Annotated in this window: 13 protein-coding genes; 5 read left to right on the top strand and 8 right to left on the bottom strand. The window is 52.4% G+C overall.

Features of this window, described 5'->3' with window-relative positions; translation table 11 throughout:
- Nucleotides 1–11 precede the first annotated feature (11 nt).
- Genes F6R98_RS11795 through ssuD form a run of 4 tightly spaced genes read left to right on the top strand, consistent with a single transcriptional unit; the run spans nucleotide 12 to nucleotide 4,692 of the window.
- On the top strand, nucleotides 12–1,196 hold the full coding sequence (locus F6R98_RS11795; RefSeq protein WP_153249193.1) for an acyl-CoA dehydrogenase family protein: 1,185 nt from the start codon (nucleotides 12–14) through the stop codon (nucleotides 1,194–1,196).
- A gap of 15 nt (nucleotides 1,197–1,211) precedes the next feature.
- A complete protein-coding gene (gene sfnG / locus F6R98_RS11790) occupies nucleotides 1,212–2,327 on the top strand; it encodes a dimethylsulfone monooxygenase SfnG (protein WP_153249192.1) in 1,116 nt (371 codons plus the stop codon).
- Nucleotides 2,324–3,517, top strand: a complete 1,194-nt coding sequence (locus F6R98_RS11785) for an acyl-CoA dehydrogenase family protein (RefSeq protein ID WP_153249191.1) — start codon at nucleotides 2,324–2,326, stop codon at nucleotides 3,515–3,517. The genes sfnG and F6R98_RS11785 overlap by 4 nt, the downstream gene beginning before the upstream one ends.
- A gap of 38 nt (nucleotides 3,518–3,555) precedes the next feature.
- Nucleotides 3,556–4,692: an FMNH2-dependent alkanesulfonate monooxygenase gene (gene ssuD, locus F6R98_RS11780; protein WP_153249190.1), complete on the top strand. Its 1,137-nt coding sequence runs from the start codon at nucleotides 3,556–3,558 to the stop codon at nucleotides 4,690–4,692.
- A 54-nt stretch (nucleotides 4,693–4,746) separates the two neighbouring features.
- Here ssuD and F6R98_RS11775 read toward each other — a convergent pair whose 3' ends face one another.
- From F6R98_RS11775 to F6R98_RS11760, 4 genes are all read right to left on the bottom strand, one after another.
- The gene (locus F6R98_RS11775; RefSeq protein ID WP_153249189.1) at nucleotides 4,747–5,604 is read right to left on the bottom strand and encodes an amidohydrolase family protein; all 858 of its coding nucleotides are present in this window, start codon (nucleotides 5,602–5,604) and stop codon (nucleotides 4,747–4,749) included.
- 11 nt (nucleotides 5,605–5,615) lie between these two features.
- Complete coding sequence (gene msuE / locus F6R98_RS11770; RefSeq protein ID WP_153249188.1) at nucleotides 5,616–6,170, bottom strand: FMN reductase; 555 nt, start codon at nucleotides 6,168–6,170, stop codon at nucleotides 5,616–5,618.
- A 119-nt stretch (nucleotides 6,171–6,289) separates the two neighbouring features.
- Nucleotides 6,290–6,511 carry a hypothetical protein gene (locus F6R98_RS11765; RefSeq protein WP_153249187.1) on the bottom strand — a complete coding sequence of 74 codons (222 nt, stop codon included), beginning with the start codon at nucleotides 6,509–6,511 and terminating at the stop codon, nucleotides 6,290–6,292.
- 114 nt (nucleotides 6,512–6,625) lie between these two features.
- The gene (locus F6R98_RS11760; protein WP_153250884.1) at nucleotides 6,626–7,594 is read right to left on the bottom strand and encodes an IS5 family transposase; all 969 of its coding nucleotides are present in this window, start codon (nucleotides 7,592–7,594) and stop codon (nucleotides 6,626–6,628) included.
- Nucleotides 7,595–7,768: 174 nt separating this feature from the next.
- Between F6R98_RS11760 and F6R98_RS11755 the strand changes: the two genes are divergently transcribed.
- Nucleotides 7,769–8,965, top strand: coding sequence for a sigma-54 interaction domain-containing protein (locus tag F6R98_RS11755; protein ID WP_153249186.1), 1,197 nt, complete (start codon nucleotides 7,769–7,771; stop codon nucleotides 8,963–8,965).
- Nucleotides 8,966–8,984: 19 nt separating this feature from the next.
- On the opposite strand, the gene F6R98_RS11750 is transcribed toward F6R98_RS11755, so the two are convergent.
- The 4 genes from F6R98_RS11750 to F6R98_RS11735 all read right to left on the bottom strand — a co-directional run bounded on the left by F6R98_RS11750 (nucleotide 8,985) and on the right by F6R98_RS11735 (nucleotide 12,454).
- Nucleotides 8,985–10,013 (bottom strand): ribonuclease T2 family protein, encoded by a 1,029-nt coding sequence (locus tag F6R98_RS11750; RefSeq protein WP_194269910.1) that lies wholly within the window; start codon nucleotides 10,011–10,013, stop codon nucleotides 8,985–8,987.
- Between the two features lie 610 nt (nucleotides 10,014–10,623).
- Nucleotides 10,624–11,355: a DNA polymerase III subunit epsilon gene (gene dnaQ / locus F6R98_RS11745; RefSeq protein ID WP_153249184.1), complete on the bottom strand. Its 732-nt coding sequence runs from the start codon at nucleotides 11,353–11,355 to the stop codon at nucleotides 10,624–10,626.
- On the bottom strand, nucleotides 11,355–11,822 hold the full coding sequence (rnhA, locus tag F6R98_RS11740) for a ribonuclease HI (protein ID WP_153249183.1): 468 nt from the start codon (nucleotides 11,820–11,822) through the stop codon (nucleotides 11,355–11,357). Before rnhA ends, dnaQ begins: the two co-directional genes overlap by 1 nt.
- The gene (locus tag F6R98_RS11735; RefSeq protein ID WP_228124848.1) at nucleotides 11,822–12,454 is read right to left on the bottom strand and encodes a class I SAM-dependent methyltransferase; all 633 of its coding nucleotides are present in this window, start codon (nucleotides 12,452–12,454) and stop codon (nucleotides 11,822–11,824) included. Before F6R98_RS11735 ends, rnhA begins: the two co-directional genes overlap by 1 nt.
- Between the last annotated feature and the right edge of the window lie 298 nt (nucleotides 12,455–12,752).

Raw genomic sequence — 12,752 nt, 5'->3', positions numbered from 1 at the left:
AGGAGAAAGTAATGAGTTCCATTGATTATGATCAGGTGCGCGCCGATATTCGGGCTCTGGCCGATGAAGTAATAAGACCGAATGCCGAAAAAAACGATGCGGAAAGTATTTTTCCCCGCGAAAATTTGAATGCGCTGGCCAAGGCGGGCTGGAATGGGATTTTACTGCCAAAGGAATATGGCGGTCTGGGATTGGATCATGTCGCGTTTTCGATCGTGGCAGAAGAAATCGGACGGGCCGACGCCTCCACCGGCCTGGTTTACGTCATGCATACCGGAGCGGCGCAAACCATAAACCTGTTCGGTAACGAAGAACAGAAGCGGCGCTGGCTGGCGCCGGCTCGCAATGGCTTGCTCGGGACTTATTCAACCAGTGAAAAAGCAAGCGGCGGCCATTGGTGGTTTAATCTGAGCGAAGCATCGAGAAATGGTGATGATGGTTATTTGCTCAACGCGGAGAAGTCGTTTACCACCAGCGCGGGCAAGGCGGATTATTACATTTTTCAGACACGCTCTCCCGGAGCAAAATCGGCAACCGATATCAGTTTTTTTATCGTCGACTCCAAACTGGACGGTATTACTGCCGGGCGGTGGGAAGCGCTCGGCGTGCGCGGCAACCATAGCGGTCCGCTGTCATTTAAAAATGTAGCGGTACATGCGCACGATCATCTGGGCGAGGAAGGGAAGGGCAAGGATATTATTTATCACGGCGTGTCCCCGATTTATTTAATCGGATTAGGTTCGGTCTGGCATGGGGTCGCCCGCGCGGCGCTGGAAAGAGCCACCGAGCATTTAACCGGGACCATACATCGGGATTTCAACAAAAAACTATCGGACTACCAGGTGTTGCGTCAACAACTGGGCGAATCCAAAGTGCTGGTAGAAAGTTTGCGGCCCTGGCAGCATGAGCTGGCCAGACAACTCGATCAGCTTCAGGCCGCTAATCAACCCCAGGGGCAAATTCTGATTCCGCTGACCGAATTCAAAGTGCATGCATCCGAGGTTGCCAACATCTCGGCGCGTAATGCGCTGGACGTGAGCGGCGGTTATGGATACAAAAAAGGGCCTTTGGAACGTATTTTCCGCGATGCGCGCGCAGGTATCGGCATGGGGCCTTCAAACAATATCGCCAGAGAATGGATAGGCAAGGTATTGGTGGGGCTGCCGCTCGAGTTGTTCGAAGAAGGCGGGGAATAATTCTGGAGTCTATCGATGTCAAACAACAACCTTATTGCGAGCGCCGATCCGATCAAGTTTGCCTACTGGGTACCCAACGTCAGCGGCGGACTTGTTATCAGCAAAATTGAGCAGCGTACGCGCTGGGATTTCGAATATAACCGTAAACTGGCGCAAATTGCCGAGCAAAGCGGATTCGATTATGCATTAACCCAAACCCGTTTTACTGCCGGTTATGGCGCCGATTATCAACATGAATCCGTCGCTTTCAGCCATGCCTTGCTTGCTGCAACCGAACGTTTGCACGTTATAGCCGCAATCCTTCCGGGCCCCTGGCATCCGGCGGTATTGGCCAAGCAAATTGCGACTATCGATCATCTTACCGCCGGGCGTATCGCGGTCAATATCGTCAGCGGCTGGTTTCGAGCCGAATTTACCGCAATCGGCGAGCCCTGGCTGGAACACGATGAGCGTTACCGGCGCTCCGAGGAGTTTATCAGGGCATTGCGCGGCATTTGGACCGAAGATAACTTCACCTTCAAGGGCGATTTTTATCGTTTTCACGATTACAGCCTTAAACCAAAGCCGTTACAGCGGCCTGCGCCCGAGATATTTCAGGGCGGCAGCTCCCGCGCGGCAAGAGATATGGCGTCGCGGGTTTCGGACTGGTATTTCACCAACGGCAATACGCTGGCAGGCATTAAAGCGCAGATCGACGACATCCGCGGCAAAGCGCGCGCTAACGGCCATTCCGTCAGAATTGGCGTGAACGCGTTTATCATCGCGCGCGACAGCGAGGACGAAGCGCAGGCCGTTCTGGCTGAAATCATAGAGAAAGCCGATCCTGAGGCAGTCAAGGCTTTCGGACACGAGGTTACGCAGGCAGGGAAGGCGTCCCCCGAAGGGGAAGGCAATTGGGCAAAATCAACTTTCGACGATTTGATTCAGTATAACGACGGCTTCAAAACCAACCTGATCGGCACGCCGGAGCAGATAGCCGAGCGCATAGTCGCTTTAAAGTCGGTTGGCGTCGATCTGGTTTTAAGCGGCTTTCTGCATTTTCAGGAAGAAGTCGAATACTTCGGCAGGCTTGTGCTGCCGCTGGTGCGCGCATTGGAGGCGAGATCGCCTGCACCGGTGTCTACGCTATGAGTTCTAACAGCCTCGGGCCACACAACAAAGCCGCTGTTTCCCGTCTTTTCGAGCTTACCGAGCAATTGTCGGCCGAATTTGCCAAGACGGCTATCGTTCGTGATCGTCAAGGAGGAAATGCAAAAATCGAGCGCGATTTATTACGGGAAAGCGGTTTGTTGAATTTGATCATCCCTGAATCTTATGGCGGTCATGGCGTCAACTGGCAAGATACTCTGCAGATGGTAAGAATCATATGCCGAGCCGATAGTTCCTTGGGGCATCTTTTCGGTTTTCAGCATCTGCTGCTGGCAACCATCCGATTGTACGGGAATCAATGGCCCGAGTATTACCGTAAGACGGTGCAGGGAAAATGGTTCTGGGGCAATACCTTAAATCCGCTGGATACCCGTGCAACGATTACGCCGGACAAGCAGGACTGGCGGGTTAACGGCATAAAGAGCTTTTGTTCCGGAGCGACCGATTCGGATTATCTGATTGTTTCCGCGTTTCCGCCAAATGGCGGGAAACTGGTAGTCGCGGCAATACCCAGCAACCGGGCAGGAATAAAAATCAATTCCGATTGGGACAATATGGGGCAGCGTCAAACTGATAGCGGGAGCGTCGAATTTCACGATGTACGTATTCTCGACAGCGAAATTCTGCGCGATCCCGGGCCTCTGGGCACCGAGTTCGCCGGCTTACGTTCCTTGATAGCCCAGCTGGTGTTAACCAATATTTATATAGGCATCGCCGAGGGCGCACTGACGGAAGCGCGCAGTTACACCAAAAGCCAGTCTCGCGCCTGGTTCCGCTCGGGAGTGGAATACGCAACGAGCGATCCGTATGTATTGCACAAATATGGCGAGTTCTGGGTCGAGTTGAATGCGGCAATATTGGCTACCGATTATGCCGCCCATTTACTTGATCTGGCCTGGCTAAAGGAAGAACGGTTGACCGAATCCGAGCGCGCTCAGGCCGCTGTGGCGGCGTCGACGGCAAAGGTTCTGGCGACTCGCGCGGGGCTGGATATTACGCAGCGCCTGTTCGAAGTAACAGGCGCTCGCGCAACGCAGTCAAGCGCGGCGTTCGATCGATTCTGGCGCAATCTGCGCACGCATTCTCTGCACGATCCCGTCGATTATAAATTACTTGACCTGGGGGAGTGGGTATTAAACGGCAAATCGCCGACGCCGGGTTTTTATTCCTGATCCCGGCAGAAGAACAAGTATCTAGGAGATCATCATCGATGAATATTTTCTGGTTTTTACCGATGCACGGCGACGGCAGTTATCTGGGAACGCTCAAGGGGGCTCGCGCGCTGGATTATCCTTACCTGCGCCAGATAGCGCAGGCTGCCGATAATCTCGGCTATGGCGGAATACTCATTCCTACCGGGAAGACCTGCGAGGATTCCTGGGTGGTGGCGTCGTCGTTGATTCCGGTAACCGAGCGCTTGCGCTTTTTGATCGCGGTGCGTCCCGGACTGGTTTCGCCCACCGTTGCGGCGCGCATGGCGGCAACGCTGGACCGCTTGTCGGGCGGGCGCCTGCTGGTGAATGTCGTCGCCGGCGGCGATCCGGAGGAACTGGCCGGAGACGGGCTATTTCTCGATCACGATGCGCGCTACCGCTGCGCAGGAGAATTTCTCACGGTATGGCGCAAATTGATGGCGGGCGAAACCGTCGACTTCAACGGGAAGTACATTCACGTGGAAGGCGCGCAATTGGCGTTCCCGCCGGCACAGAAGCCGCATCCGCCGCTGTTTTTCGGCGGATCGTCTGCAGCAGGCCATGAATTGGCGGCCGAGCAGATCGACCTCTACCTGACCTGGGCTGAGCCGCCGGACAAGGTATGTGAAAAACTGGACGATGTGCGCCGCCGCGCGCAGGCGCATGGCAGAAAAGTACGCTTCGGACTACGCGTGAATATCATCGTCAGGGAAACCGAAACCGAAGCGTGGCATGCAGCCGATGAGCTGATCAAATACCTGGACGACGACACCATCGCCAGCGCGCAACAGGCCTTCGCCCGTTTCGATTCCGAAGGCCAAAAGCGCATGTCGCTGTTGCACGAAGGCAAGCGGCAGAACCTGGAAGTCAGTCCGAACCTATGGGCGGGTATCGGCCTGGTGCGCGGCGGCGCCGGCACGGCGCTGGTCGGTTCACCGGAAACCGTTGCCGCGCGCTTGCAGGAGTATGCCGGCCTCGGCATGGATACCTTTGTGCTGTCGGGATACCCGCATCTGGAAGAGGCCTACCGCGTCGCGGAGCTGCTGTTTCCGTTATTGCCGGTGAACAAGGAGCAAGCGCCGAAAGGCAACGCGGAGCCTGTGTATCACTTCAGCCCGGTCGGTGATACCGGGTCGCTGAAACAACGTACCTGAATCATTGGGGCGGGGGGTCCCTGCTTTTACAGGGACTCATCTCCGCTGGAGACTCTAAATTACCTCGAGCCGCAACAAGCGTTTCGCGTTTTGATACAAAACCGGATCGAGTGCTTCTTCCTTTAATCCGAGTCGAAGAAAATCGTCGATCGTCTGCTTCATCGCACGAAAGGGGTACGATGTGCCGAACAGGAGCTGGTCTTTCATAAAGCCGTTGGCCGCTTCGATATACAGGCCGCCGCCTGGAAGGAAAATATACATATCGGGAACCACGTATACATTTTCATGGCGAAAAGCGACGCCGATCATTTCGTTCACGTAGGGATAAAACCCGTGATAGCATACGATGGACAGCTTTGGAAATGCCCTGGCAATTTTTCCAACCGCTGCCGGATCGGTATATTCCAGGCTGGGAGAAGTCGGCCCCGACATCAGAAAAACCGGAACGTCCAACTGACAGCATGCGTCGTAAACCGGGTAGAGAGAAGGGTCGTCCGCTCCCATCGGAGTAGCGCCGAACCCGGGTTCGATGTTGATGCCGGATAGACCCAGCGTCAGGATTGCCCGCTCGATTTCCTTCAGCGTTGCTCCGATTTCCTGAGCCTGCGGATCTACCGAGCCGACGCCTATCAATTCATTGTGCGGCAGCGTAATCTCCTGAATCGAATCGTTCGGAATACGTATGCCAGGAATATCGCGTCCAACGACGACGGCCTGGGTAATTCCCGCTTCGCTAATCTCATCGACAAAGCCATTAATCGTTTTCGAACGAATAAAATGTTCATCATTGTTCGAGCCCACGCGCCTGTTAAGCCATCTGGCGACTTCGTATTCCTTGCTTCCCGGCGTCGCGCCGTAAAAATCATGCAGAAACGAAGGCCGGCTCCGCATATCTATAATTTGTCTTTTCATGCTCATGATGGTTAATTTATGTGGGCCAGCGTGCGTTTTTGAACGAGTGCAACGGCTTGACGGGCGGCCGCGATAATTCTTTCCTGGACGATTTCATCGGTTATTACGCCGTTTTCGAAGTTTTTTTCGGTTGCATAAATACCCACGGGTACTGTTGAAGCTCCGAAAAATCCGAATAGCGGGCGCAACTGGTGTTCAAGAATCAACGCGTGTTTTTCACCGCCTCCCGTTGCTCCGATAATTACCGGTACCTCGCTTAAAGCCAGCGGATGTATAAAGTCAAAAAGGTGTTTGAACAAACCGGTATAGGAACCCTTGTATACAGGAGTGACCGCGATAAGAATATCGGCCGATTCGATATTTTGAATGACCGACTTTCCTGCATCGTCAAGTTCGCCTGGATTACGGGCAACCCCGAAGGTAGCGGCCAAGTCGGCCAGTTGATAAATTTTTTCTTCGGTATCGATATGGGCGGTAACCGCCGCAACAATCTGCGCAGCCAGCGTCAGAGTTTTCGAGGGCGCGCCAAGGTTTCCGGAAACTACAACAATTTTCAATTTACTCATGGATAAATGCTCAAGCAAAGACGGGTTGCACACAGCGCACCTAAATATAGTGCGCATATGTATTTGCAAAATGCCTTTCTGCCTAAGCATTGTTCATGCCACGCCTGGTTTCGCCGGGTTTACAGCGCGGCGGCAATGTTTTGTCCGGCGCAAGTGCCGCCATTCCGACACAATGCCTGCTTTTTTGCCGCATGGCAGGCAGTTTGTACGGATGATGCGTTGATTTTTATTTGTCGCTTATCTCCGTAAGGAATAGATTTATTCTTAAATGTTATAATAAGTGCTGTTTTAGGGAACCGCTGATTAATAGCCAAAACCTGGGTTGCTGCGCCGGTGCGCAATTTTTTTGAGCCTAAATTTTCTATTTTGGCGCATTTTTTATGCGTTCCCTCTTAAAACCACCGGTTTTACCGGCATTTTCCGCCTTTCGGGCGGATTGAGGGCGCAATAATCCCTCATATCGACCCCATCAGCCGCTTTTGGCTCCGGTACAAATTACAAAGCCCGAACAAAATCTGTAGTTGATGCGTGTTCTTTTCCAATCCCCGATACCGCGTCTTGCGATAATGAAACAGGTTCTTGATCACATGGAACGGATGCTCGACACGCGAACGAATCTGCGCCTTCTTTTTTTCGATCTCGCGCACCGTTTCTTTCCATCGGCCTTCGGGCATCGCTTTTAGCTTGCCGCGCTTCATGGCGATCAACCACTCCACCGTTTTCCCGGTATTCTCTTCGCGCTTTTCAACGCCGATGTAACCGGCATCGGCTATGACCACTTGTTCCCGACCATGAAGCAACTCGCTGGTCATCACCACATCACTGACATGCGCCGACGTACCGACAACCGTATGAACCAGTCCCGATTCAGCATCCACACCAATATGCGCCTTCATCCCGAAATACCACTGATTTCCTTTCTTGGTCTGGTGCATTTCCGGATCGCGCTCGCCACTTTTGTTTTTGGTCGAGGGCGGCGCTGCGATCAACGTGGCATCCACGATCGTTCCTTCGCGCATGAGTAATCCTTTCGCTTCAAGAAGCGCATTAATGCGGCCCAGCATCACCGGCGCCAGCTTATGCTCTTCCAGCAGGTGGCGGAAGTTCAATAGCGTGGTAGCATCGGGAACACGCTCATGCGTCAGGTCAATTCCGGCAAAGCGGCTTAATAGGGGCATATCATAAAGCGCATCTTCTGTTCCTTCGTCGGAAAAGCCGTACCATTGCTGGATGAAATACAATCGCAACATCCTTTCGATCCCGATAGGCGGACGACCTCGTCCGGAAGCGGGATACACCGGCTGAATGAGCTCGACCAGTTCAGACCAGGGAACTACCTGATCCATCGCGTTCAAAAAAGTCTCGCGCCGCGTGGTACGCGATTTTTGCTGGAGAAGAACGTCAAGGAGGGTGGTCTGTTTCATCATACGCCGGAAACCGTTTCAGTATAATATATTGATTATTATACCATGGTTAATTTATATCCATAATAAATATATGGAATTAGGTGGCGATTAAATCAGCGTTTCCTTAGTGTCTGTTGTTGATATTGCGGTTGCGTTACAGTAGTCGCGTCCAGGCAAACCAAATAATTTCCCATGTCAGTCCTAACCTATCCTAACCCGTCTGCAATTTCTCTTTCCATCAGAGCATCCGCATTTGTTTTTGAAGATGAAAAATCAAAAGCGTTGCTGGAGCACATCAACCTGCTGGCGCCCAGAGAGCTGAATGTGCTGATAATCGGCGACAGCGGAACAGGAAAGGAACTGGTGGCGCGCAGTATTCATCAACTTAGCCATAGACGAAACGGCCCTTTTCTGGCGATTAATTGCGGCGCATTGTCCGAGTCGTTGATAGAGAGCGAATTATTCGGACATGAACGCGGCGCTTTCACCGGCGCGCAGTTTGCCAAGAAAGGATGGTTCGAGGCGGCAAACGGCGGAACGCTGTTTCTGGATGAGATAGGAGATCTGCCTCTGGCCATGCAGGTGAAATTGTTGCGCGTGCTGCAGGAAAGAGAGGTCGTCAGGGTAGGTTCGTATAAACCGATACCCATTGATGTCAGGCTGGTTGCTGCGACCAATGTAAAACTGGATGAAGCGGTACAAGCCGGCCGTTTTAGAGAGGATTTGTACTATAGATTAAATGTAGCGGCGTTGAGGCTACCGCCATTGAGGGAGCGATCAGGCGACATATTGCCTTTGGCGGAGTACTTTTTGAAGTTTTACAGTGATCGCCTTGGGTGCGGTGACGTTGTTTTGTCCGATCAGGCTAAAAAGGCTTTGATTTTGCATTCCTGGCCGGGAAATATTAGAGAGCTGGAAAATGTAATCCACCATGCTTTGCTTATCGTAAAAGACAAGCGAGTCTCGCCGGAAGATCTGAAGCTTTCAGATTTTAGGGCCAAAGCGCCGGACGGGCGGGATGATTTGTCCACGCTTGATGAAATAGGTTTACTTTTTAAGCGCTTGCTTGATGAAGGCGACTCATCGCTTTATGAAAAAGTCGAACACGAATTGCTGAAAGCCGCTTTTGAGCACAGCCAATTTAATCAACTGCTGACGGCTCGGGTTCTGGGGCTAAGCCGTCATGTTTTACGCGCACGTCTCATAAGGCATGACTTGCTTGGCAAAGTCCTCAAGAATATTAAGCAACGTGCATCCCTGGATAATGGAAAATCTGAAGTTATCCACTCGTATTACACGCCCCGGACGATTGGCAACAGTTTTGAGAGTTACGTTGCAGTTCGTCAAACCGCAGAAATAGAAGAAAATGCCGACTGGTGGGGGTATTAAACGCCGTGCGGAGGCGTTATTACTTTTCTCCCAGGGACTGCACGCCGAATTGACCGTTGCAATTGGATGAAAAGCCGGACCGGGCGGGCGTGGCCTGCGCGATCAATTCTCTCAGTTTTTGCGTTGCCGTCATTTTTTCCGGCAGGTCGATAAATATATCGACCAGTTTACCGTTTTTGCAGGTTAAGTGTAGATGCTCGTGAGCGTTGGCGCCCAACGAAGCATCGACCGTGGAGATAAAGGCCGCCTGACTGATCGTTTTTCCAGTATTGGCAGCCATGAGCGCGGCAATGCCGGAATCATTGAATTGCTTGGTCATTTCAATCGCGGTTTTGAAATAAGCACTCGCATTCCACTGCGACTGACATATGCCGTGCTTATGCCATTCGTGCCTTTCGAGACAGCTGCCTGCCGCGACACTGGGCATAACCACAGCCAGTTCATTACGCACCTGCTGACTTAAATCCACTTGCGGGTAATCGCAAAATTGACGGGCCTGGGTTTTTACCGAGCCGCAATAACCGTAATCGATTCCGCACTGCGCCGTTAAGTTCGGCCATAAACCGTGCAAGGTGAAATGATTGGCCTGATAGGCGTTCCTGTCCGCTATCGCGCATTCGGGTTTATTCTCATGCGATATGCAAAACGCCGGTTGCCAGCTGACAGCCAATACATAGCTGTTGCCTTTATCGGCCATGTTGCATAAGCCGGGTGGTATTGCTCCGGAAGCCGGATTTAACGTGTTTTCCGAATCAGTAGCGGCGATGCCGCATGATTTCTCAACCCAGCGCGCCTCAGGTCTGGCATCGGTCACGCGTACTCTGTACCAGACGGCATCGTCCGTGCCGGTGGTGGCTTCTAAAATGTCGTATCGAACGGCCACGGACAATCGGTAATGATCCGGGTTGGTGTGTTTATTCTTTGAAACGTAGGCATCGCAGGTTTGGGTGGCGATAAAGGTACCGTTTGCGGGTGAGGCAAAGCCGGGGTCGAGCGGCATAGACAGACCAGCGAACACCAGAAATATGACAAGCAAGTATCTGAACATAAGCAGATAACTCCGCAGATTCACTTTTATTCTGTGCATTTTCATACTTTCGATAGCGCTGATCAATGCCCGGGTTAACGTGGTGACGGTGTTGCGTTTATACCCGTGCCGTTGGCGGCTAACGTCAGCCCGCCCTTGCCGAAACCTGTATTGTCCGGATATTCTGGTTAATTTCTTCCAAAATATCGCTTAAATTTTCTATTTTTTCAATAATCTGTCAAAGTTGACAGGTCACATACCCATAAACTTGTTGCTAGACCAAACTTCAAGCCCGAATCTTTGGGCGTTATGCGAGCCCTCCGGTCTTGGACCGGCGCTCGCGGAGCAGCGGTGATGCAACAACAGCACTCGCTATTCCTTGATTGCAGCGCATCGTAACAGGCTAGTATTCATTTTGACTTTATCATGAATCAAAACTTGGTTTGTGTGAAAACTGATCAAAGGAGAAATATGTGTCTCAGCAAGGCGTGAAGAAAGTCGTTGGTTCCCTTATTTCAGATCCATCCTTTGCGGCAGCGTTTCATGCCAATCCGCAAAAAACAGTTCATGACCGGCGAGTGAGGGAGATCTGCATCAATGCCTTTCAATTTGGTCCGGGCGTTTGCAGCGCTTACCGTCTCCATGCGCTGGTATTGCCGCAATAGCGGTCTATCGCATCCAGCTTTTCCTCATGATGCAACAGTTCCTCGCCTTCACAGGGGATGACCCGAAACGTCGCGCTGCGCCTCATATTCGCCGGTGCGGACGGATTATTAGACTGCGCGGCGGGATTTGTTCCCGCAGTGGCATGACCTTGCCCCCCATCGTCCAGCAGCAGCAACATTTGTCCGCCGGTCATCGCCAGATAAACGTCGGCGAGTATTTCCGCATCCAGCAGCGCGCCGTGCAGGTCGCGGTGACGGTTATCGATATCGTAACGCTTGCACAGCGCATCCAGCGAGTTGCGCTGACCAGGGTGCATTTTTCTGGCCAGTGCGAGAGTATCCAGTATGGAACAGTAGCTTTCCAGTAAGGCGGAATCACTACGGACGCGCTTTAGTTCGGCATTCAGGAAGCCGACATCGAAAGCGGCGTTGTGAATGACAAGTTCCGCGCCTTGCACAAAGTCGAGAAAATCAGCGCATATTTCGGAAAAGCGCGGTTTGTCGGACAGAAAGGCATTGTCCAGCCCATGTACGTCGATCGCGCCCTGGTCGATTTCGCGTTCCGGGTTCAGATAGACATGAAAACGATTGCCGGTCGGTTTGCGGGCTATCAGCTCCACACAACCGATTTCTATGATGCGATGGCCCTCATCGGGACTCAGGCCTGTGGTTTCGGTATCGAGAACGATCTGTTTCATTATGCGCCCGTTTTATTGCGCGTCGCGGCCAGTAATTCATCCAGTCCGCGATTGGCCAGGCGGTCGGCATGTTCATTGCCGGGATGTCCGGCATGGCCTTTTATCCAATTCCATTCGATGCGGTGCTGTTGTTGAGCCAGTTGCAGGCGTTGCCACAGATCGACGTTTTTAACCGGCTCGCGCGATGCTGTTTTCCAGTTTCTGCGTATCCAGTTGGGCAGCCATTCCTTGATGCCTTTGGAAACATATACGGAATCGGTGTAAAGCATGATCTCGCAGTCGCGCGTCAGCGCTTCCAGTGCTTGTATTGCCGCCATCAGCTCCATGCGATTGTTGGTAGTGTCGATTTCGCCGCCGCATAGCTCGCGTTCGCGCCCGTTATACCGCAGCAGCGCGCCCCATCCACCAGGGCCGGGGTTGCCTCTACAGGCACCGTCTGTATAAATTACAACTTTATTTTCTGACATCAGTTTTTACGCAACAGGGAAATTTCAGGCATGCAGCCGGGTAATATATCAGCATAACTGGTGGTTACCGGGTGCGGGTTAATGGGGCTCAAGCGCTTTTTCTGCGCCCTGAGCGCATAGACTGCGGAAAACTGCGCGCGTATCCGGCCCCGCCAGGTTTTCGTTTCGATGACGCGACAGGGGGTAGCCAGATTCAGACCTGCCGCCAGAGTTGTCTTGCACTCCTGCAGATGGAGCCATTTTTCCAGGAGCGAACGCTGGATCGTATGATGCGGATATTGCGTATTCGCGCATGAAAACAAAAGCCTGAGCGCTTTCAAGTGCCATGGATTAAAGGCGAAGATGATCAGTTCTCCTTCCGGTTTAAGGACGCGCACGCACTCCGCCACTATCGCTTCGGGGGTATGCTCGAACTCGACTACATGAGGAAGTATTACTTTATCCATGCTGTCATCGGCAAAAGGCAATCCGGTCATTTCTCCTTGAACTTGCTGCGGATGCGTGTTGTTATAGGGCGCGCGATCTTTTTTGAAAAGTATGATGCGCGCATAGAGTTCGTTTCGTGCTGCACATGGCAAGGAAACCAGGCTCTCGACTTGTAAAATGCGCTCATTATAAGTACCCTTAAGCATTGCGCATATTAATGAATCTTCACAAGCTTGCAATGATTCTCCGGCAGGAGTCGAGCGATACCAGCGAAGAAATCGTTGACGTGGATTTCGGAGTTCATCATTGTCCAGTGTTGTTTTCATCGTGTTGAGACTCTGGTTAAAGCGCTGGCCGGAGCGATACTCCGGAACCTGTCGAAAAAACATCATGGTAGAATCGCAAGTCTAACATCTACCGGGCCGCTCGGGATATTACGCAGTCCTTGCGGGTTTTCGAGTCGGGTCAGGATGCTATGCGGTAGACGGCCGTCGATTAGCTTTA

The organism is Candidatus Methylospira mobilis (genome assembly GCF_009498235.1).
Classification (GTDB): Bacteria; Pseudomonadota; Gammaproteobacteria; order Methylococcales; family Methylococcaceae; genus Methylospira; species Methylospira mobilis.
This window is presented reverse-complemented; position numbering and strand designations above follow the sequence as displayed.